Source organism: Nocardia sp. NPDC005746, from assembly GCF_040630785.1.
Taxonomy (GTDB): Bacteria; Actinomycetota; Actinomycetes; order Mycobacteriales; family Mycobacteriaceae; genus Nocardia.
In genome coordinates, this window is the sequence record NZ_JBEXYE010000021.1 from 75,973 (window position 1) to 96,128 (window position 20,156).

Sequence of the window (20,156 nt, forward strand, 5' to 3'; positions counted from 1 at the left end):
AAAGCTAGTTGGTCGCTCGTCCAGTATGTGGGGATTCGGGGAAATTGTCCTGCCGAGTCAGCGAATCGCGTCCACCACCAACGCGGTCGTGTTATCAGTGCCGCCGCGCGCGAGCGCCGTACCGACCAGACCCTCCGCGACCTGACCCACCGAGGAACCCTGCGCCAGGATCGATTTGATGAGCGGCATGCCCAGCTGCTTGCCCACCCCATCACTGCACAGCAGCAGCCGCCCCGCGCTCGACCCGGTGGAGGCGCGCCCGATATCGCCGGGGCGCACCGTGCGCACCGACGTGGTCACCAGATGCCGCATGCCAGGCAGCGGATCGTGCCCGCGCGCCCGGAAATATTCGGCCACGGTGTGATCGGTGGTCATGCGGTGCAGGACACGGCCGTTCCAGCGGTAGGCCCGGCAGTCGCCGACCCACGCGACATCGCACGGACCGTCCGGCTGCCCCTGATTCGGCAGCACTGCGACCACCAGCACACAGTCGGCGGCCGACTCGGGTAGCTCGTCCACCAATCCCTTTTGCGCCGCCAGGATCGCAGCCTGCGCACCCTCCGTGACCGCCACCTTCGCCCCGATCGAGGCCGCCAGCCGTGCCGCACGGGCCGCCGCCAAATGATCACCGACCCCGTCGGCCACCACGAAAGCGCTGCGCCCACTCCGCGTATCCGTGAACGTGGCGAAGGCATCGGCGTTGACGGTCCGACGCCCCAGTCGGGTCACCCCCAATCCCGCCACCCGGACGAGCAGCGCGCCGGCATCGGCTTCTTCCACCTCGATGGCTTCGGTGTGCACGACCCGACCTCCTGGGACTCGGTCTCACGGGGTGCTGACGACCAGCACTACCCATTCAACGGGCGAAACCCCTGCTCCGCTCCCGAATTGCCTGTGGGCTTGCTGAGGAACCGCCGAACCGACCCCGCGTATTCAGTGCTACGCCCTGTAACGGATACCATCGCATCCGTGGCCAAGCTCAAGGTTTCCGTAGACGTCCCGATCCCGCCCGACCAGGCCTGGTCGCACGCCTCCGACCTGCCCGAACTGGACAAGTGGCTGACCCTGCACGAAGGCTGGCGCGGACCGATCCCCGACGACCTCACGCCCGGCACCCGACTCATCGGCGTCGCCACCGTCAAGGGCTTCCGCAACCGGGTCACCTGGACGGTCAAGACCGCCGAACCCCCGAACCGCCTGATCCTCAACGGTTCCGGAATCGGCGGCACCAAATTCGGCATCGAACTGCGCGTGGCACCGAGTTCGACCGGCTCGCAGGTCACCGCGCACTTCGAACTGGGCGGCGCACCCCTGTTCGGGCCCATCGGCTCGGCGGTCGCGCGCGCCCTGCGCGGAGACGTCGAACGGTCCCTGGAACGCTTCGTCCAGCTCTACGGCTGAATATCGCTCGGCGGCAGGGGAATTCAACGCCCGAAGGAGTCGGCGCACTATTCCTTCCGATCAGAAACCACGAATTCCCCTCCACTGACAAGCGCAAATTGTAAATACGGATACAGCGATCGCATGTCTAGAATTCAGCCATGCAGGTGCATACCCAACAATTGCGCTGCCTCATGACGGTCGCCGAGGAGAAGAGTTTCGCGAGCGCCGCGCAGCAGCTGTGCATTTCCCAGCAGAGCGTGAACGCGCAAATGAGGCAGCTGGAGCGGGCGCTGGACATCGTCCTGTTCGCCCGCACCACACCCGCCATCGAGATGACGGCGGCCGGTTCGGCGTTCCTGCGGGAGATCGACCGAATCGACGACCTGGACACGGCGATCGAGCGCGCCCGCGACATCCAGCACGCGGAGCAGGATCGCCTGGTCCTGGGGACCCTCGAAGGTGCGGCGCTGACCCTCACCGAACCGATCCTGGACGCGTTCCAGCAGCGCCATCCCGGGGTCATCGTGCAGCAGCGGCAGTCCAGTTTCGACGACCCGACCGCGGGGCTGCGCGATGGCGCGGTGGATATCGCCCTCGTCCGGCGGCCCTTCGCCGACGACGGAATCCACTGCGAAACCCTGTTCACCGAGCCTCTGATGGTCATGCTCCCCACCGACCATCGGCTCGCCGATCGCACCCAGGTCCACGTGGCAGACCTGGTGCACGAGACCATCATCGGCGCGTCCTCCAAGGACCGGGAATGGAACGCCTTCTGGGAACTGGACGCCTACCGCGACGCTCCGGCAACGATCACCCACCGCACCGCGTCGGCGCTGGAATCCCAATACAAGGTGCCCCTGGGCCTCGGCATCGTGGTCACGGTGGCCGCCGCACGCTGGCTGCCGTTCCCGGGGATCCGGCTGGTGCCGATCACCGGCGCCGCCCCGAGCGAGGTCGCGGTCGGCTGGCGCGCGTCGGGCGAGAGCGCCCTGGTGCGCTCCTTCGTCGACGTGGCCACGAATATTCGAGACACCCGCCACGACCTGGTCGACCCGCTGCAGCGCCCCGACTTCACCGACCGGACGATGCCGTTCCGCCTGTGAACGTGGATCACCCAGACAACCGCAGGACAATTCGCCCTCTCGGCCGGCGTTCTTCCCGTGCTTCAAGAGAGCGAATTGCCTATCGGCGCATCAATTGATGCCGCGTTGGACGCGTACGGCCGAGGGCGACACCGCATATTGCCTGTGCGGCCAACAGCTTTCACTGAACGCAGTCGATGGGGTGGCACCGTTGTGTGGCGCCACCCCATCGACTCACTTCGAGACCCGATCCAGTGTGGGATGAGCTCCAGCCGAAGACGCTATCCAGGAACGGATTCAGAGAGAAGTCACTCTTTCCGATCCACCCACAAGCACGAATTATTGGTCATTACAGGCGCATTCGGTCGCCGATCGGCGCGACCGGCACCCTGGTGGCGCGCATGATCGCGATCAGCCGTTCCAGGTCCGCAATGCGCTTGCGGAGCCGCCTGTTCTCCTCCGCTAGGCGCTCGCAGCCACTCGATTCGCCCACGCCCGCTTCGCTTTCCGCCTGCCTGATCCACAGGCGCAGCGCTTCGTGATGCACCCCGAGTTCGGCGGCCATCCCGCGGAAGGTCGGCTTGGGATCGGACTCCCGGTACAGCCGGACGGCGTGCGCCCGCAGCGCATCGGGGTATTTTCTGGGTGGCGCCACGGGCGAACTCCTCTCTAGCTGATGACGAGAAACGTTAGCTCACAAGGGAACCCGGGTGAAACCACGATTTCGGGATCGTTCACAAGCGGAGGCTGTCAATCGCGCCGACTCGCGGACACCACAGCCGAGAGCACGGCAGCCACGGCATCTCGGCGGTTACCCGGTCATCGACCCTGACCGCCGCGAGTCCGGCGGCCGCCAGTTCGCCGGCCACTTCGCCGATCTGATCAGCCTGACCTCGGTAGTCCAGGACCAGTGGACCCAATTCCACATGCAGATGGAGATTTGGAATTAGAGCACTCATCGGCTCGCTCCCGTACTTTCCGGACCGACACCGAACACTACCTGACCTGCGATCTCTCGATAAATCAATTCTTGTTGCCGATTGTCACGTCCGACTTGTCAATCGCGGCAACGATTGACAGATCAGCCTTGTGAATGGACCCGAGATTCTGATTTTTCTTGTCCCCCTTGGTGTTCTAGCGTAATTACGGCATTCGGGCGCGAATACGAAGCCCCGAACACTCCCATTCAATGCCGTTTTTGCCGGAGGAGTACATCCATGAAGCCCAGCCTCGTGCGAGCGTCCGTCGTCACGTCCCTGGCGCTGCTGCCGCTCGGTCTCGCTGCCGGCCCCGCCCAGGCGGATTCGCAGGCTCCGACGACCATCGACTTCCAGTGCCAAGCCAAGCCCCCGATCGGAGAGGCGCAGACTTTCCCGATGGCACTGGGGGTATCGGGCGCCGCACCGAGTGTCGCGAGCGTCGGTGACGCGGTGGCGATTACGCTCACGCCGGCGGCCCAAGAGGTCCCCGACTCGGTCTCCGGCCATGCCCTCCGCAGTCTGCGCGGATTCAAGCTGTTCATGCCGGTTCCCACGAATTCGACGTATGTATCGAGCACGGTCTCCGGCGGCACGGTCGCCGCGACGGTCGGGCAGTCGGGTGGCCGGATCACCCTCGACGCGCCCGGGACCGCCACGGCCGGAGCCAGTTTCACCCTGCCCGCGGTGACCGTGAACGTCACCGCGTCCGCGGCCGGGACCATCACCAGCACTCTCGCGGGCACCAGCTTCGACGATCCGGGTCTCACCTTCACCGCATCGGTGGATTCGGGCACCATCCTCGGCGCGGTCGACGTGCCCGTGAAGTGCTATCCCGGTTCCGCGCCGACCCTGACCAGGACCACGGTGACGGCCGGGAACCCGGGTGGCAACCCCGGCGGCACTCCGGGCGGCAACTCCGGGTCCGGCAACAGCAACTCGGGGTCGTCGCGTCTCCCGGGTCTGGCGGCCCTCACCGGTTCCGCCGGGTCCTAGGCGAGACCCGACACCGCGAAAGAACGTGCGAGCCGATAGATCCCGGCTCGCATACGGCCCCTCCGCAGCGGGGGCCTGTCGAGCACCGCCGGCCGCCGGTTCTTCTCCCACAGCCGAATCGGCCGGCGGTGCTCGACGCATCGGACGGAGTTCCGAAATCCCGTCAATGACAAAGGACATCTCGATGACACACGCATCCGCCCGCGCCGCCGTCGGCGCGGCCGCCACCGTCGCCCTCGGTGCGATGACGCTGCTGGGTTCCGCCGCTGCCGGCGCGGCCCCCGCGACGATCAGCTGGGACAACGGCTCCAGCCATTACACCCGGACGGTGAGCAATTCGACTCCGAAGGCGGGCGAGAAGATCACCGTCAGCACCAAGATCGAGCGGTCCGGTTCCGAGGAGAAGATCAACTGGTTCAAGGACTTCCACGACGCCTGCCTGACCTATGTCGCGAATTCGGCGAAGGTGACCGATAGCAGCGGCGACCATCCTGTGGAGCCCCACCTGGAGATCCAGTCCACCTTCATCGCGGGTGATTTCACCGCCACCACCTACCAGGTGATCGCGAAGCCGGGCAACGTCTCATCGCCCACGTTCAGCGCCCAGTACACGGTCGGCACCGACTGTGCGGAGGACGTGGCGCTCGCAAGCGGCATGGAGTACCTGTCGAGCGCTGGGAAGGCCACCTTCACCGACAAGGGACCTTCGATCACCGTTACCAAGGCCACGGCCACATCCACCACCACGCTGGCTCCGGTGACCGGCGCGGTGGCCGGCAAGGCCATCACCCTGACCGCGACCGTCGCCCCGGCCCAGGCCGGAGGCTCGGTCACGTTCAAGGACGGCAGCACCGTCATCGGCACCCCCCAGGTCGACAGCACCGGCAAGGCGACCGTCCAGTGGACCCCCGCCACCGCGGGCCAGCACACCGTTACCGCCGAATACTCCGGTTCGAACGGCACGTCCGGCTCCCAGGCGACCGCGAGCGTCACTGTCGCGTCCTCGGGCGGAACGGGAGGCACCGGCGGTACAGGTAGCGCGGACGGCATTCTCGGCAGCCTCGGCTCCCTGCTCGGCGGCACCGGGTCCAGCCAGTAGCCACGACCAGCCGGCTGAACGCAGAGCGGCCCGGAACCACACGGTTCCGGGCCGCTTTCGTGTCTGGTTCCCAGCTTCGAGCACGTGGGCGTCGAGGTGCATCCCAACATCGCGGGGTGACCGCTCGCGTAGGCCGGTTGCCACAGCCGGTGGCGTGATCCAGGCCGCGGCCCAACGCCGCCCCACGACAGCGGCACTGGCGGCGACCTGGTCTCCGGGTGGCCGACACAAGAGCAGCTCAATTCGTCAGCAGGCGTAGCAGATCCGGTCGACCGCGACGGGCTAGCCCATCCGGCGACGATCCGAGCGCGCCCGGCCGGACCTGAACCCCGTGGGATCCAACAAGTCCCGGCATCGGACACGGCCCCCTCACCCTGACACGGATCGAGCCGCACCCGGTGGCCGGGTGCGGCTCGAATTACTCAGGAAGCGCGCCTACTTGAGCTTGCGGCAGTAGAGAGCGTCCGGGTGACCGCCTCGAGCGTTGGCCCAAGAGAAGCCGATGCCCGCGGCATACTCGTCGGAATTGCACTGGCCCTTGTAGTGATCCTTGGCGTAGTCTCCGCCTTCGCCGGAGGCCGGGCGGTTGTCGCCCTTGTCGTCCCACACGGTGCGACCCGCGCCGGCGAGGGGGATGCGGCCGGGGGCGCACAGGATGGCCGACATGCCGCCGCCGTTCAGGCTGTAACCGATCATGAACTGCCCGTTCTGGCACTGGTACTTGGTGAAGCCGTTGGCCCAGTCGGTGTCCACCCGCTCCTCGTTCACCTTGTTCGCGAGCGTGCCGGGCTTCCACAGGTCGCCCTCGTTCGAGTCGGTGCACAGACCTCGCCTGCCCGTCGCGCTGATCCCGATCAGGCGCTGGTCATCGGGGCACACCATTTTCGTTGCGCCGGAATCCCAATCGTTGCCCGCCCGCAGCGACGCGTTGTGGTCGGAGTTGGTGCCGTAGAGCATCGACCAGGTGCGCATCGGCGTGACCTGCCCGGACTTGCCCTTCTCGCCCACCAGTCGACGGAAGTACCCACCGCGCCAGTCACCGCCGTTGGAGGTGACGCTGCTCAGGTTGCCGTCGGCGGCGTAACGCAGCAATCCCCAGTTGTCGCCTTGATCCGGGGTCTGGTACCCGACCATCGGCCAGTAGGCCCAGTCCAGGTCGCGGCTGATCAGGTAGTCGACCATGTTCGCGAACCAGGCTTTGTCCTGGTCGGTGGCCTGAGTTCCGACGCCGAATTCACTGACCCACACCGGTGCGGTGAAGTGCTTGTCGGGCGTGGTCGCCACGTATCCGGCCAGCTCGTCCATCGACCGGAACAGGTCATCGCGGGACATTTCGCGGAAGCGAGTGTCGTGGGTTTCGCCCAAGCCGGTCGCGCCGGTGTGGTTCGGGCCGATGTAGCCGTAGAAGTGCGCGCTGTACACGACCTTGTGCGAGCGAGTGAGCGTCGAGCTCAGCCAGACCTGCGGCTTCAGCATGGGGCGTTGGTGCGGGAACAGGTCGGAGGGAATTCCCTGCCAGTTCAGGCCCTCGATCATGATGAGCAGATTCGGGTTGGCGGTGGTCAGGATTCGATCACCGGCCTGACGGGAGGCCGCCTCCCAGTCCTGGTCGTCGCCCCAACCCACGTTGGGGTCATTCCAGGTGGTCCGCCGGATCTCGTTGCGCAGGTCCGCGCCGATGACGCCCGGGTTGCCCTTGTACCGGGCGGCCATGAACGCCCAGTCATCCACCCATTTGCCGGTGGACTGGCCCGAATTCCAGAATTCGTTGCCGTCGTTCGAACAGCACCACTTCGTGGTGGTGGTGTGGTTGTTGAGGATGACGCCGAGCCCGGCATCGGTCAACGCCTGCACAGCCCGGTCGTACACCTCGAGCGGCTTCAGCCCGTTGAGCGAGGGATTGGCGGTCAGGCCCCGCACCGGCCGGTCGTCGGTGATCATCTCGTTCGAGAACGGCAGCCGGACGCTGTTCAGCCCCAGCGCCTTGAAGTCCTTGACCAGCTTGTCCATCGAGACGCGCTCCAAGCCGAGCGGCGCGCGATGCCCGACCTCGCCACCCGAGTTGTTGGCCGGATCCTCGTCGTCGCCGCTGCCGTTCCAGGTTCCACTGGAGCCGTGCCAGTTACCGGATTGCAGCTTGACCCGGTTGCCGTTCGCGTCGACGATATAGCGCCCACGGGTGCTGAGCGGGCCTTTCAGATCCGATCCCCCCGAGCCTGAGCCTCCACACCCGGCAGATCCGGTGAAAAGGCATGGCCAAGCTTCGCTGGTAGGCGCGAAATACATCCCCAGGGCCAGCAGCATCGCGGAGACCAGGGTGAATGCCGACAGCGCCTCCCACCCCGGCCGTCGCCGAAAACGGCTTTCAGTCAACGTCATTCGAGTTCCTCATCCGAAGGTCGATCACCGGGTGCTACTTGCTGGACCCGGTCCCGAGCAGCGAACCGAGGCTGCCGGTGGAGACGCCACCCCCGTCGCCGTCCTTGGCGACAGTGATGAACGGGCCGTAGCTGTTGTAATCGCCCTTGCCGAGCGAACCCATATAGGACGTGCCGCTCGAGAGGGGGGTGCCGCGGGTGCAGCTCGCGCCGACCGTGTACTGGGCAGTGAAGGTGACCGGGGCAGCGGCCTTGACGAATACGCGATAGCTGGTGGACATGAAATCTCCCGCGATGAATCCGGGCCTGATCTCGAGATACGGCTCGACACCCTTCGCACCGGTACCGTCGTCGAGCTTGGCCGAGTCGCTGACGTAGGTCAGGCACGCGTCGTGGAAGTCCTTGACCCAGTTGAGCTGGAGGTCAGGGCTGGTGCTGCGCTCGAACTTGGTGGTGACGGTGATGGTGTCGCCGGCCTTCGGGGTGGCGTCGCTGACGGTGCGGGTGACGCTCGCGACGCGGTCGGTCCACGTGACGGAGTCGGGTGCGGCGTGCGCCACGCCGGTACTCAGCAGAGCCAAGGCCGCCGCGGCGGTCGCGGTGCCGACGGCGATGCCGTGCCGAGTTGCTCGGTGTGTCATTGAATTCCTTCGGACGCAATGCGGTTGATTAGAACGTCGATCCGGGTGCGGCCGACTCATCGGCAGAACTGTAAGACGATGTCTTTTCACTGTGAAACGCTGATTTCGGATGGATCCACAGGTTTTGCTTGTGAAAACATTTCGCCCGGTCAGCGCCCTGGTTCAGGGCGGTGCGCCCCTGCCGGTTCCCCATTCGCGGTCGGAGAATTCGCCGGCCGCAGCTCGGCGGCTAGAATCTGGGCATTCGCACAGGATGCCGGATGTCCGTGCGCCGAACAGGGTTTGGGAGGCATGGGCGGTCCCGCGCGCGAGCAACCCCGACAGGAACGCAGCCGGCTGAGGCGCGAGGCGCTGGTCCGCGCGGCGCTGGAGTTGATCGCCGAGCAGGGACCCGCGGCGGTGACCCATCGCAAGGTGGCCGCCCGCGCCGAGTTGCCCGGCGCGACGACCGGATACTTCTTCGCCTCCGTCCAGGATCTGATCGACGAGGCGCTCGCGCTGCAGGTCCGGGACCGCATCGCCGAATTCGGGCCGATGTTCGAGAACGCCCTCGCCGACCGTCCCACCCTCGACGAGCTGCTGCGGCTCATCGCGGTCACCGCGGCTCGATCCCGCACCGCGGTGATCGCGCAGTTCCAGCTGTACCTGGACGCCGGGCGGCGACCGGAGCTCGAGGGTCCCGTCACCGAGGCGCTCGAACAGTTCGAAGCCCTCGCCGCCCGGGTGCTGCGCGCCTGCGGGGCCGTCGACCCCGAAGAAGCGGCGGGGCAGATCGTGGCCATGATCGACGGTTTCCTGCTGCATCGCCTCGGCCGTCCGCGCACCCGGGCGGTGGAAGCCGATTCCCTGCATCAGGCATTGCGCGCGCTGACGCTGTCGCATCTCGCCGGGCCCGAACGCGACGCGGCCGACCGGCTGCTGCAGCGACGCGTCGGGGCGGAACCCTAGTAGCTCCCCGAAACCCCCAGCGGCGCAGCGAATCACCAAAGAATCCTGTACAAACGCACAGATTCGAATAACCTGTACATTCGCACAGATTTCAGCCTCGATCGAGATGAGGACATATGCGTTCCGCACTGACCAGCCTCGCAGCCGCGGCGGCTTTCGCGACGATGCTCACCACGCCGGCAGCAGCCGACACGAGCCCGCACAGTTATGGGGAGTACGTCGCCCTGGGCGACTCGTTCGCGGCCGGACCTCTGGTACCGGCACAGGGCGGCGACTCGGCGAGCTGCCTGCGGTCGGTCGACAACGGGTATCCGGCACGACTGGCCGCCACCCTGGGCATCCGGAACTTCCGGAACGCGACCTGCTCCGGAGCCAAAGCCCAGGACTTCGACAAAGCCGGCCCCGGATGGGGACGCGGCACGACACCGCAGTACGACGCCCTGAGCGTGAGCACCGACCTGGTCACCCTCACCATCGGAGCGAACGACGCCGGACTGTTCCAGGACCTGCTCGGCTGCTTGAGCCCGGCGCCGGACAACGCCGCCCGCGCCTGCGTGGACCGCTTCACCGGCGGCGGCGTCGATCAACTCGCGGACAAGGTGGACGCCGCCGCCTCGACCATCGGCGCCACCCTCGACGAGATCACCCGCCGCGCACCCCGCGCGCGTGTCGTGATCACCAGCTACGGCCAATACCTGCGCCCCGGCGGATGCCCGGAACTCGCGGCCCCGATCACAGCCCGCGACGCCGACTACCTGCAGACCACCATCGACCGTCTCGGTGACCGCATCGCCGAACAGGCCGCCACGCACAACGCGACCTTCGTCGATCTGCGTCGAGCGAGCTTCGGACACGACTCGTGCGCCGCCCCACAGGACCGGTGGATCGAGCCGCTGCTGCCCGCCTCCCCGGCCGCGCCGTTCCATCCCAATGCCCAAGGCGGACAAGCGTTCGCGAACCTGATCGCAGCGGCGCTGTGAGGAGGTAGCGGGACAGGGTCGAACCTGCGGACGATCAGTCCGTGACCAGGTTCATGCGGAGGAACTCGGTGATGCGGAGCAATTTCGGTGGACGCACCGCCTCGTTGAGGAAGGCCTGGATCGCCTCGCCCGCTCCGACCAGGCGCGGTGCGGTGAGTTCCACGTCCTTCCCGTCGATCCGGAGGCTGGCCCCGCCTGCCGCGAGGACATTGCGCACCCAATCCGAGCGCGATCCGTACACGGGGACGAACAGGTAGCCGCCGTCGACCGGGTAGGCGTCCATCGGGGTGCGATACGTCGCGCCGGAGACGCGGCCGACGTGTGTCAGCACTGGCCACTTCCCGCTCGCGATCGCGCGCGGGTTGAACACCCGCTTGTTCACGTGCCCCCACCATCTCGGCATCGGCATGGTGCATCTCCTTCTGACGGTAGTGCGCATGACCGCGGTGTCTTACAGTTGTAAGTCACCCTTACATGCGTAAGGGTGACTTACGATCGTAAGCCTGTCAACATCTCGTCCAGGGAGCCGCTGTGTCGCGACCATCGCAACCACTGAGCAGGGAACGCGTGCTGGAAGCCGCCATCCGAGTCGCGGATCGCGGTGGCGCGGAAGCGATCACGATGCGGCGGGTGGCTCAGGAGCTGGGCGTGGAGGCGATGTCGCTGTACCACCACGTGCCCAACAAGGACGGACTCCTGGACGGCGTGGTCGACGCGGTGTTCGCTGCGATCGAACTCCCCGCCCCCGGAGGCGGGGACTGGCGTGACGCGATTCGCGTGCGCGCCCGGTCCGCCCGAGAGGTTCTCTCGCGGCACAGCTGGGCGCTCGGACTCATGGACTCCCGGCGCAACCCGGGACCGGCCACGCTCCGCAGCCACGACGCGGTGCTCGGCGTACTCCGCGCAGCGGGCTTCCCGCTACCGCTCGCCGCGCACGCGGTTTCGCTCATCGACAGCTACACCAGCGGATACGTTCTCCAAGAAGCGAACCTGCCGGCGACGACGCCCGCCGACGTCGACGATGTCGCGGGCGGGATCCTCGAACGCCTGCCGCCCGATCAATTGCCGTACCTGCGGGAAATGATCGTCGACCACGCCCTCGGGACGGACTACGACCACACCGGCGAATTCGCCTACGGCCTAGACCTGATCCTCGATGCGCTCGAGGATCGCCGGAAGCAGCCCTGATCGACGCGGCGACGCACCGATCACCCTCGACCAGGTCCTCACCGCCGGCGGGGCGCTCACCCCATTGGACGCTCCGTCAGTCCCAATCGAACCAATCGAAGAACTCGAACGGCAGTAGATGCTTGTACCAACCCGGAGGGATTCCCCAGCCCGGAGGGAACAAGAAGTGCTTGCTGTCCCTGACCTGGTCCGAGTGCTGATCGACAGGGGTGGGGGCGTAGTTGGTGACCACATCGGCCTGGGTCGGGACGGTCACGGCGGTGACCGGAGCCACCGCAATAGCACCGGCGAGGATGGCCCGAGCCACCGTTTGCCTGGTCATTGCGAACATTGCTGAACCTTTCTGATGATCGAACGGTCGCATCATCGTGATGCTCCCGAATCCCGCACTGCAGGCGGTGTACGCCGAGGTCGACCGCGCGCGGGGAATGCCACGAAGGCCCAAGGGCAATGCCGAGGGGTCTGCGCCCCCGCAGAGGGGGCCGACGTGCGCCACGGTAGGCATTCAAGGTCAACGGCGGGCTACGTTCGAGCCGATTCTCGGAGTAGATCAAGCGCGACATCGACCCGTGCTGGGCGCGGCGCGCAGCTTCGAGACCAAGGATGCGATCTGGGCGGGCGACGCCAACCTCCGGTTCCTGGCGAACAGTTGGCGCGTACTCGTCCGTAGACGCGAGAAAGGCCCGGAACCTGATGGTTCCGGGCCTTTTCGTAGTAGCGGGGACAGGATTTGAACCTGCGACCTCTGGGTTATGAGCCCAGCGAGCTACCGAGCTGCTCCACCCCGCGTCGGTGAACACAACATTACACACGGCCGAGCAGATGCACCAAATCGACTGGTCAGGCGGGATTTCGAGGGCGATTCGGGCCCGCTGGGCGAAGGTCGCGGAGCGAATCGGACCGGACGGTTGCCCATAAGCGGAGCAATCGAAGTGAAAATCTCCCATTTGAGAGCCTCGCGCACGCGTATGGCCGCCGGCATGCGCCAGAAACGTGACCGGTGTCACAAATTATCGGTGATTCGAGTCACATCACGGTGAGATAACAGACCGTTCCGGCTTGGCATTTACAGCATAGCCAACCTGCATCAATGCCGATTTTTCAGTCATTCGCTTCATGCAATTCTGACGTTATCAAGACGTGATCTACCGAGATTTCCTCGTTATCGTCAGTCGCGGCCCGGACCAAACCTGCGATGGGCTCCGACTCGAACCGCTGCACTCCGGAAACCCTGTCCCGCGGTCGAGCACCCCGACTCCTGGGGACAGGGACACGGCGGAGCATCCGCGCCGGGCCGGTCGGCACAGGGAGGGAAAAACACATGAAACAGAACCGGAAGATCAACACCCGCGCCCTCGGCCTCGCCGCCGTCACCGGCGCACTTGTTGCCGTCCCGTTCGGCTTCACCGCGACCGCCTCCGCCGCTCCGGCCCACGACTGGGACGGCGTCGCCCAGTGCGAGAGCGGCGGCAACTGGGGCATCAACACCGGCAACGGCTACTACGGCGGCCTGCAGTTCTCGCAGAGCACCTGGGCCGCCAACGGTGGTTCCGGCAACGCCGCCAACGCCAGCAAGGCCGAGCAGATCCGGGTGGCCGAGAACGTGCTCGCCTCCCAGGGCGTCGGCGCCTGGCCGGTCTGCGGCCAGTACCTGCGCACGGGCATCTCCGAGCCCGAGCCCGCCCCGGAGCCCGCCGCCCCCGCGCCCGTCGCCCCCGCGGCCCCCACCGACCGCCAGGCCCTGATCGACCAGGCCAAGGGCGTCGCCAACACCGTCGCCGAGCAGCTGGGCGTGCAGGATCAGTACAACCAGATCCTCGCCTCGAACGCCGGCCTCATCGAGACCTGGGGCAAATAGCCCGAATCTCCTTCCTTTTCCGGAAGATATGGAAAGGTGCTGCGTCAATGGCGACGCGGCACCTTTCGCTATTTCGAGGCAATAATTCTTATTGTGCGACAGTAATTTCCGTGTCGCGAAAAGCGAAAGGCGCTGTCATCCAACGGATGACAGCGCCTCTCACGTCAACGGATCAGCTACCGGCCTTCTGGTAGTTGTTCACCGCGGTCTGCAACTGCTCGAGCGCCTTGCCCAGCGCGCCCAGATCGCCCGACTTCTGCGCGTCCTGCACCTGCCGCAGCGCGTCGTCGAGCTGCTTCACCGCCGCGTCCTTACCGGTGGATCCGGTCGGCGGAGGCGGATTGGCCGGCGGCGTCGCGCCCTGGGTGGGCGGCGTGGCCGCTTGTCCCGGTTGGTCGGTCGCGGCATTGCCGGCGGCCGGCAGGACCTGGTCGAGGGCTTCCTTGACCGTCGCACCGTAGCCGACCTTGTCGCGGTAGCTGGCCAGGACCTTCACCAGCTGCGGGAAGGACGGTGCGTTCGGACCGCCGGTATTGCGTTCCAGATACCAGGGTTCGACGTAGAGGATGCCGCCGTCACCGACCGGCAAGGTCAACAGGTTGCCGTACTTGATCTTGTTGACATTGCCGCCCGTCAACAGGTTCCGGTCCCGCGACACTTGATCGGCCGTCGTCATGGACGTCTGCGTCTGGCCCGGGCCCGCGGTCTGTGAATCCGCGGGCAATCGGAGCACCGTCAGCTTGCCGTAGTTCGCCGGATCCGAATTCGCCTGCAGGTAGGCGGACATGTAGTTCCGCTTGTAGCCCACGATGGCGCTGGTCAGATTGAACTGCGGCTTACCGGTTTTCGGATCGCCGAGCAGCACGTAGTACGGCGGCTGATGGGCGCTGCTGGCCGCGCCCTCCTGGGTCGGATCATTGGGCACCGACCAGAAGGCGTTGCCATTGAAGAACTCCACCGGATCGTCGACGTGGTACTTGGCCAGCATCTCGCGCTGCACCTTGAACAGGTCCTCGGGATACCGGAAGTGCGAACGCAGCTCGTCGGAGATCTCGCTCTCCGGCTTCACCGAGTTCGGGAACACGCCCATCCAGGCCTTGAGCACCGGATCGGTCTTGTCCACCTCGTACAGGCTGACGGTCCCGTCGTAGGCGTCCACCGTCGCCTTCACCGAGTTGCGGATGTAGGAGACTTCCTTGCGCGGTAGTAGACGCCCCGTGGCCTGGTCGATGCTGTCCTCGACCGCGCCGTCGAGCGGAGTCTTCTGCGCGTACGGGTAGTTGTCGAGGCTGGTGTAGGCGTCCACGATCCAGACGATGCGGCCCTTCACCACGGCCGGGTACGCATCGCCGTCGGCGGTCAGCCACGGCGCCACCTTGGTGACGCGCTCGCGCGGACTGCGGTTGAAGATGATCTTCGAGTCCGACCCGATGGCGCCCGAGAACAGGATGTTGCGCTCGGCGTACTTGGCCGCGAAGGCCAGCCGGTTGAACCAGTTGCCGATCTTCACGCCACCGGCGCCGTCGTAGGTGAACTGGTCGGTGGGGGTGTCGTATTCACGCGCGGTCTGGCCGTTCGCGCCGACGATGGCGTAGTCGGCGTCGGTCTTGGAGATCAGCTCGCCGTAGTAGATGCGCGGCTGATCGACCGGAATGGCCTCCTTGAGCCCGGCCTTCTTGGTGATCAGGTCGCTGACCGTGGACAGGTCGCCCACGGTGAACACGGGATAGCCGTAGCCGCCGTTGGAGTCATTGCCCGCGCTCTGCCCGGCCTGCTGGGATTCCTTGGGCGGGGCCGCGTTCACCTTGTTGGCGGGCGAGGCCACGAAGCCGTTGCCGTGCGTGTACACGGTGTGCTTGTTGAGCCAGTTGGTCTGGTTCTCCGACAGGTTCTGCGGCTGGAGTTCGCGCGCCGCCACCACGTAGTCGCTCAGTTCACCGTTGACGGTGTAGCGGTCGATGTCGAGCGGGTCCGGGAAGCCGTAGAAGTTCTGCAGCTGCTGGTTGCGCTGAATGAACGTCTGGGTCAGCAGGTTCGGGTCCAGCAGGCGGATGTTCTTGATGGTCTGCTGGTCCGCGGGCGAGGAGACCTGCTCATTGGTCGCCACGCCCTTGTAGTTGACGTATTCGACCTTGTCCGGGGTGAGCCCGTACGCGGCGCGGGTGGCCGCGATATTGCGCTCGATATAGGTGCGCTCCTTGGTGGCCGCGTTCGGGCGCACCGAGAACTGCTCCACCAGCAGCGGCCACACCGCGCCCACCAGCACCGAGGACAGCACCAGCAGCGCCGCCGCCATGGCCGGAATGCGCAAGTCGCGCAGCACGACTCCGGCGAAGAAGGCGATGGCGCAGATGACCGCGATGGACAGCAGGATCAGCTTGGCGGGCAGCACCGCGTTGATGTCGGTGTAGGAACCGCCGGTGAAGGTCGGCTCCTTGCGGGTGCTCGACAGCAGCGCGTACCGGTCGAACCAGTAGGCGACCGCCTTGAGCGCCACGAAGATTCCGGCCAGGATCGCCAGCTGCACCCGCGCGGAGTTGCTCAGCGTGCCCTCCCGCCCCGACAGCCGCAGCCCGCCGAAGACGTAGTGCGCCACCAGGTTCGCGAAGAACGCGATCACCACCGCCACGAACAGCCAGTTCAGCACCATCCGGTAGAACGGCAGGTCGAAGGCGTAGAAGCCGACGTCGAGATGGAACTGCGGGTCCTGCACCCCGAACTGGCCGCCGTGCAGGAACAGCTGCACCGTCACCCAGTTCGACTGCGCCACCAGACCCGACAGCACGCCGATGAGCACCGGGATGCCCAGGCCGAACAGACGCAGCCGGCTCATCACCGTGGTGCGGTAGCGGGCGATCGGATCGCCGGGACCGCTCACCGGCACGAACACTGGCCGGGTGCGGTAGGCCAGCAGCAGCGCCAGCCAGATGATCGCCGCCACGACCACCGCGACCACCAGGAACAGCAGCACCCGGGTGAGGAGCACGGTGTGGTAGACGTTGCGGAACCCCACCTCCCCGAACCACAACCAGTTGGTATAGGCGTCGGTCAGCCGGGGCCCGACCAGTAACAGCGCGGCCAGCACCAGGGCCGTGACGAGCAGAATGCGGCTGCGTCGCGACAGCGAAGGTAAGCCGGTCGGGGGGCGCATGCCCACGATGCCACTCTCCCAGGGTCCGGCGACGTCCGAGCCGGGAAACCGGCGCCGAACGTCGCAGTCCGATGATGCGAGCTGGTCCCAGGGGACCGTTCGCGCCCCACTCTACGTAAAACGCCCGCCGCGCGGCCCAACACCTGCCGCGTCGGACAGGTATTCACGAGATGCGAGGATGACCGGGTGAATCCAGAGCAGTGGGCGGCGTCGGCCCTGTACCGGTGCATTCGGGAAGTCGCGGAGTATGCCGACGGTGAAGGCTGGGATCGACCGCCGCAGATGTTCGCGCTGGTCCCGACCGCGGACCTGGTCGCCGCCGAGCCCGCGCTGCTCGATCAGCTCGACGAGAAGGACGCGCTGACTCCCATCGCGCAGGAGCCGTTCCCGGAGGACATCGCCGGGGAGGCCGACGCCATGGCACTCGACGAATTCCTGGGCACCACCAGCTGGCCGGCCTCGGTCGAGGGCTGTGTGCTGGTGCAGCAGATCGTGGTGCTGCCGCCGACCGCCGAGCAGTCGCTCGACGACGCCATCGCGCCGCTGCTCGCCGACCGGGACGCCGCCGATCAGGCCGGTCGCCAGGCGGCGCTCACCCACGCCGAACGCCGCGACGCCCGGCTGTTCGTCGGCGTGCTGCGCGACGGCACCTCGCTGTCGCTGCTGCAGGTGCGGCCCAGCGAGGAGGAAGAGGACCCGTTCGGCGACCTCGACCTGCGCACCGCCCCGAACCTCGCCCCGAATCTGGTCGAGGCGCTGCGGCACACCCTCGAGAACGACCCCGACGAGTTCTGACCCCGCGCCGGGCGAGGGTCAGCCGCAGGTCGGCGCGTCCTTGCCCGCATTGATGTCGTCGAGAGCCTGGACCGCGCCGGACAGGTTCTCGACCTTCACCAGGCGCAGGCCCGCGGGCGTGCGTTGCGCGGCCTCGTTGCAGTTGGCGGCCGGGACCAGGAAGGTCTCGGCGCCCTTCTCGCGCGCGGCGATCATCTTGTACTGGATGCCGCCGATCGGGCCGACCTTGCCGTCCGGATCGATGGTGCCGGTGCCCGCCACGAACTTGCCGCCGGACAGGTCGCCGGGGGTGAGCTTGTCGATCAGGGCGAGGGTGAACATGAGTCCGGCCGAGGGGCCGCCGATCTCGCCGAGGTTGAACGCCACCTTGATCGGGCCCTTGGAGATCTCGTCCGGGGTGATGCCCAGGTAGCCCTTGCCGGAGTCGTCGGGGCGCGGGGCCAGGGTGATCTCGGCGGTCTGCTCGACGCCGTCACGGCGGAAGACCACCCCGATGGCGGTGCCGGGCTTGACCGAGGAGACCGCGGCGACAACGTCTTTCGCGGTGACGATGTGCTTGCCGTCCACCATCACCAATTCGTCACCCTTGCGCAGCACATCCTTGGCGGGGCCGTCATCGGAGACATTCGCGAGCTGGACCGCGGTCGGCAGCTTCAGATAGTTGAGCGCCGCCAATTCGGCGGAGTCCTCGGAATCCTTGAACTGCTGCTGATTGGATTTGTCTACATCGTCACGTGTCTGCCCCGGGGGATACACCTCGGCGCGCGGCACCAATCCGTGTTCACCGCCGATCCACAGCCGGAACGCGTCGAAGATATTCAGCTGATCGCGAACGGACACGGTCGTCATATTGAGATTGCCGGAAGCGGATTTCAGCTCCGCGCCCTGCACGTCGACCACCTGTTTGCCGTCGAATTCGCCCAGCGTATTGAAGGTCGGACCTGGTCCGAGCGCCACGAACGGCACCGTGACGACACTGCCAACGATACCCAGCGCCAGAATCGGGATCAGAGCGGCGAGCAGGGTGAATATCCGACGGTTCACGCGGCCAAGGGTACTGGTCATCGAGGCCATTGCCGCGCTCCGCTCGGCGGTTCGTGTGATCCGCGGCTCCAGTACCGTAGTGGGTATGAGTGATTTCCCGTTCGGATTCTCGAATCGCGACGACGACCCGGAGCGCAAGCCCGGCGACGAGTCCAGCGGTTCTGGTGCGAACAACCCGTTCGGATTCGGCATGGCCGGTCCGGGCGGTGGCGGATTCGATCCCTCGCAACTCGGCCAGATGCTCTCGCAGCTGGGCGCCATGTTTTCCAGCATGGGTCAGCCGGGCGCGGCCCAGGCCGGACCGGTCAATTACGACATCGCCAAGCGGCTGGCCCGCCAGCAGCTGGGCGCGAACGTCACGCCGGTCTCCGCGGGCGCGCAGAAGGCCGTGACCGACGCCTCGCACCTGGCGGAACTGTGGCTCGACGCGGCCACCACCTTCCCCGCCGGCGCGAGCAAGACCGTCGCCTGGACCGCCAACGACTGGATCGAGGAGACGCTGCCCACCTGGAAGCGGCTCTGCGACCCGGTGGCCGAACAGGTTTCGGGCATGTGGACCGCGACGCTGCCGGCCGAGGCCCGCGAATTCGCCGGGCCGATGATGGGCATGCTGGGCCAGATGGGCGGGCTCGCTTTCGGTTCGCAGCTGGGCCAGGCCCTGGGCCAGCTCGCCAAGGAGGTGCTGACCTCCACCGACATCGGCCTGCCGCTGGGTCCCGCCGGCACCGCCGCGCTGCTGCCCACCGCCATTTCCGAATTCAGCGCCGGGCTCGAGCAGCCCGAAAGCGAGATCCTGGTCTATCTGTCCGCCCGCGAGGCCGCCCACCAGCGGCTGTTCGCGCACGTGCCGTGGCTGCGCCAGCAGGTGCTGGGCGCGGTCGAGGACTACGCGCGCGGCATCAAGATGGACTTCTCGGCCATCGAGCAGGCCGCGGCGGGCCTGGACCCGATGACCCTGGCGCAGGATCCGTCCAAGCTGGAAGAGCTGCTGTCCCAAGGGACTTTCGAACCGCAGACCACGCCCGAGCAGAAGGCCGCGCTGGAACGGCTGGAAACCCTGCTCGCCCTGATCGAAGGCTGGGTGGAGACCGTGGTGAGCGACGCCGTGGGCGACCGGCTGCCCGGCGCGGGCGCGCTGGCCGAGACGCTGCGCCGCCGCCGCGCGACCGGCGGCCCCGCCGAGCAGACCTTCGCGACCCTCGTCGGTCTGGAACTGCGGCCGCGCAAGGTGCGCGAGGCCGCCGCGCTGTGGCGGCGACTGACCGACGACACCGGCCTGGAGAAGCGCGACGGCGTCTGGGCACACCCGGACCTGCTGCCCGACTCCTCCGATCTGGACTCCCCCGCGGGCTTCATCGACTCGGTGCTGGGCGGCGGCTCGACGGTGTTCGACGATCCGCTGGCGCAGCTGGCCGAGACCGAGGCGCGCGAGCGGGCCGAGAAGGAGGCCCGGGGCGGCGACGCCGAGGCCGGAACCTCGGACGGGGAAGACGCGAAATAAGAGTTGTGGATAACCCGCGAAAGCGCTGATCAACAAGCGTTTTCGCGGGCTTCCGCATTTCCGGGGACCCGCAGACTGACGCTATGACGGCAATGACATCCCCACCAGCAACAGCCCCCGCCCCAACCGCGACGC

The 20,156-nt window shown here is 66.8% G+C and carries 18 protein-coding genes and 1 tRNA gene; 10 read left to right on the top strand and 9 right to left on the bottom strand.

Features of this window, described 5'->3' with window-relative positions:
* Positions 1 to 57 precede the first annotated feature (57 nt).
* Positions 58 to 801 (bottom strand): protein phosphatase 2C domain-containing protein, encoded by a 744-nt coding sequence (locus tag ABZ412_RS30300; protein WP_357286902.1) that lies wholly within the window; start codon positions 799 to 801, stop codon positions 58 to 60.
* A 168-nt stretch (positions 802 to 969) separates the two neighbouring features.
* Between ABZ412_RS30300 and ABZ412_RS30305 the strand changes: the two genes are divergently transcribed.
* Positions 970 to 1,401, top strand: coding sequence for an SRPBCC family protein (locus ABZ412_RS30305; RefSeq protein WP_357286905.1), 432 nt, complete (start codon positions 970 to 972; stop codon positions 1,399 to 1,401).
* A 140-nt stretch (positions 1,402 to 1,541) separates the two neighbouring features.
* Positions 1,542 to 2,486 (top strand): LysR family transcriptional regulator, encoded by a 945-nt coding sequence (locus ABZ412_RS30310; RefSeq protein ID WP_357286907.1) that lies wholly within the window; start codon positions 1,542 to 1,544, stop codon positions 2,484 to 2,486.
* A 328-nt stretch (positions 2,487 to 2,814) separates the two neighbouring features.
* Here the strand turns inward: ABZ412_RS30310 and ABZ412_RS30315 are convergent, their stop codons facing one another.
* Positions 2,815 to 3,120: a transposase gene (locus ABZ412_RS30315; RefSeq protein ID WP_357286910.1), complete on the bottom strand. Its 306-nt coding sequence runs from the start codon at positions 3,118 to 3,120 to the stop codon at positions 2,815 to 2,817.
* 562 nt (positions 3,121 to 3,682) lie between these two features.
* Between ABZ412_RS30315 and ABZ412_RS30320 the strand changes: the two genes are divergently transcribed.
* Positions 3,683 to 4,438, top strand: coding sequence for a hypothetical protein (locus tag ABZ412_RS30320; protein ID WP_357286913.1), 756 nt, complete (start codon positions 3,683 to 3,685; stop codon positions 4,436 to 4,438).
* 184 nt (positions 4,439 to 4,622) lie between these two features.
* The gene (locus ABZ412_RS30325) at positions 4,623 to 5,537 is read left to right on the top strand and encodes an Ig-like domain-containing protein (RefSeq protein WP_357286915.1); all 915 of its coding nucleotides are present in this window, start codon (positions 4,623 to 4,625) and stop codon (positions 5,535 to 5,537) included.
* Between the two features lie 435 nt (positions 5,538 to 5,972).
* Here the strand turns inward: ABZ412_RS30325 and ABZ412_RS30330 are convergent, their stop codons facing one another.
* Together ABZ412_RS30330 and ABZ412_RS30335 are read right to left on the bottom strand one after the other, a co-directional pair.
* On the bottom strand, positions 5,973 to 7,916 hold the full coding sequence (locus tag ABZ412_RS30330; RefSeq protein WP_357286917.1) for a cellulase family glycosylhydrolase: 1,944 nt from the start codon (positions 7,914 to 7,916) through the stop codon (positions 5,973 to 5,975).
* 34 nt (positions 7,917 to 7,950) lie between these two features.
* Positions 7,951 to 8,556: a hypothetical protein gene (locus ABZ412_RS30335; protein WP_357286920.1), complete on the bottom strand. Its 606-nt coding sequence runs from the start codon at positions 8,554 to 8,556 to the stop codon at positions 7,951 to 7,953.
* A 291-nt stretch (positions 8,557 to 8,847) separates the two neighbouring features.
* Between ABZ412_RS30335 and ABZ412_RS30340 the strand changes: the two genes are divergently transcribed.
* Both ABZ412_RS30340 and ABZ412_RS30345 read left to right on the top strand, forming a co-directional pair.
* Positions 8,848 to 9,504 (top strand): TetR family transcriptional regulator, encoded by a 657-nt coding sequence (locus tag ABZ412_RS30340; RefSeq protein ID WP_357286923.1) that lies wholly within the window; start codon positions 8,848 to 8,850, stop codon positions 9,502 to 9,504.
* A gap of 116 nt (positions 9,505 to 9,620) precedes the next feature.
* A complete protein-coding gene (locus tag ABZ412_RS30345; protein ID WP_357286926.1) occupies positions 9,621 to 10,484 on the top strand; it encodes an SGNH/GDSL hydrolase family protein in 864 nt (287 codons plus the stop codon).
* Positions 10,485 to 10,518: 34 nt separating this feature from the next.
* Here ABZ412_RS30345 and ABZ412_RS30350 read toward each other — a convergent pair whose 3' ends face one another.
* Entirely contained in the window at positions 10,519 to 10,893 is a 375-nt protein-coding gene (locus ABZ412_RS30350; protein ID WP_357286928.1) for a nitroreductase family deazaflavin-dependent oxidoreductase, read from the bottom strand.
* A gap of 122 nt (positions 10,894 to 11,015) precedes the next feature.
* Between ABZ412_RS30350 and ABZ412_RS30355 the strand changes: the two genes are divergently transcribed.
* Positions 11,016 to 11,672 (top strand): TetR/AcrR family transcriptional regulator, encoded by a 657-nt coding sequence (locus tag ABZ412_RS30355; protein WP_357286931.1) that lies wholly within the window; start codon positions 11,016 to 11,018, stop codon positions 11,670 to 11,672.
* Positions 11,673 to 11,748: 76 nt separating this feature from the next.
* Here ABZ412_RS30355 and ABZ412_RS30360 read toward each other — a convergent pair whose 3' ends face one another.
* The gene (locus tag ABZ412_RS30360) at positions 11,749 to 12,003 is read right to left on the bottom strand and encodes a hypothetical protein (RefSeq protein WP_357286933.1); all 255 of its coding nucleotides are present in this window, start codon (positions 12,001 to 12,003) and stop codon (positions 11,749 to 11,751) included.
* A 384-nt stretch (positions 12,004 to 12,387) separates the two neighbouring features.
* Positions 12,388 to 12,461 (bottom strand) — tRNA-Met (locus tag ABZ412_RS30365).
* Between the two features lie 532 nt (positions 12,462 to 12,993).
* On the opposite strand from ABZ412_RS30365, the gene ABZ412_RS30370 reads away from it, so the two are divergent.
* Positions 12,994 to 13,530 (top strand): transglycosylase family protein, encoded by a 537-nt coding sequence (locus ABZ412_RS30370; RefSeq protein ID WP_357286936.1) that lies wholly within the window; start codon positions 12,994 to 12,996, stop codon positions 13,528 to 13,530.
* A 172-nt stretch (positions 13,531 to 13,702) separates the two neighbouring features.
* On the opposite strand, the gene ABZ412_RS30375 is transcribed toward ABZ412_RS30370, so the two are convergent.
* Positions 13,703 to 16,687 carry a UPF0182 family protein gene (locus tag ABZ412_RS30375; RefSeq protein WP_357286939.1) on the bottom strand — a complete coding sequence of 995 codons (2,985 nt, stop codon included), beginning with the start codon at positions 16,685 to 16,687 and terminating at the stop codon, positions 13,703 to 13,705.
* A 180-nt stretch (positions 16,688 to 16,867) separates the two neighbouring features.
* Between ABZ412_RS30375 and ABZ412_RS30380 the strand changes: the two genes are divergently transcribed.
* Positions 16,868 to 17,476 (top strand): PPA1309 family protein, encoded by a 609-nt coding sequence (locus ABZ412_RS30380; RefSeq protein ID WP_357286942.1) that lies wholly within the window; start codon positions 16,868 to 16,870, stop codon positions 17,474 to 17,476.
* A gap of 18 nt (positions 17,477 to 17,494) precedes the next feature.
* Here ABZ412_RS30380 and ABZ412_RS30385 read toward each other — a convergent pair whose 3' ends face one another.
* Complete coding sequence (locus ABZ412_RS30385) at positions 17,495 to 18,520, bottom strand: PDZ domain-containing protein (protein WP_357286945.1); 1,026 nt, start codon at positions 18,518 to 18,520, stop codon at positions 17,495 to 17,497.
* Positions 18,521 to 18,605: 85 nt separating this feature from the next.
* On the opposite strand from ABZ412_RS30385, the gene ABZ412_RS30390 reads away from it, so the two are divergent.
* Positions 18,606 to 20,021 (top strand): zinc-dependent metalloprotease, encoded by a 1,416-nt coding sequence (locus ABZ412_RS30390; RefSeq protein WP_357286947.1) that lies wholly within the window; start codon positions 18,606 to 18,608, stop codon positions 20,019 to 20,021.
* Positions 20,022 to 20,156 lie beyond the last annotated feature (135 nt).

Coding starts and splice junctions, on each gene's coding strand:
- ABZ412_RS30320 (WP_357286913.1), top strand. CDS start 3,683: ATGAAGCCCAGCCTCGTGCGAGCGTCCGTCGTCACGTCCCTGGCGCTG.
- ABZ412_RS30360 (WP_357286933.1), bottom strand. CDS start 12,003: ATGTTCGCAATGACCAGGCAAACGGTGGCTCGGGCCATCCTCGCCGGT.
- ABZ412_RS30345 (WP_357286926.1), top strand. CDS start 9,621: ATGCGTTCCGCACTGACCAGCCTCGCAGCCGCGGCGGCTTTCGCGACG.
- ABZ412_RS30350 (WP_357286928.1), bottom strand. CDS start 10,893: ATGCCGATGCCGAGATGGTGGGGGCACGTGAACAAGCGGGTGTTCAAC.
- ABZ412_RS30370 (WP_357286936.1), top strand. CDS start 12,994: ATGAAACAGAACCGGAAGATCAACACCCGCGCCCTCGGCCTCGCCGCC.
- ABZ412_RS30310 (WP_357286907.1), top strand. CDS start 1,542: ATGCAGGTGCATACCCAACAATTGCGCTGCCTCATGACGGTCGCCGAG.
- ABZ412_RS30340 (WP_357286923.1), top strand. CDS start 8,848: ATGGGCGGTCCCGCGCGCGAGCAACCCCGACAGGAACGCAGCCGGCTG.
- ABZ412_RS30325 (WP_357286915.1), top strand. CDS start 4,623: ATGACACACGCATCCGCCCGCGCCGCCGTCGGCGCGGCCGCCACCGTC.
- ABZ412_RS30390 (WP_357286947.1), top strand. CDS start 18,606: ATGAGTGATTTCCCGTTCGGATTCTCGAATCGCGACGACGACCCGGAG.
- ABZ412_RS30330 (WP_357286917.1), bottom strand. CDS start 7,916: ATGACGTTGACTGAAAGCCGTTTTCGGCGACGGCCGGGGTGGGAGGCG.
- ABZ412_RS30335 (WP_357286920.1), bottom strand. CDS start 8,556: ATGACACACCGAGCAACTCGGCACGGCATCGCCGTCGGCACCGCGACC.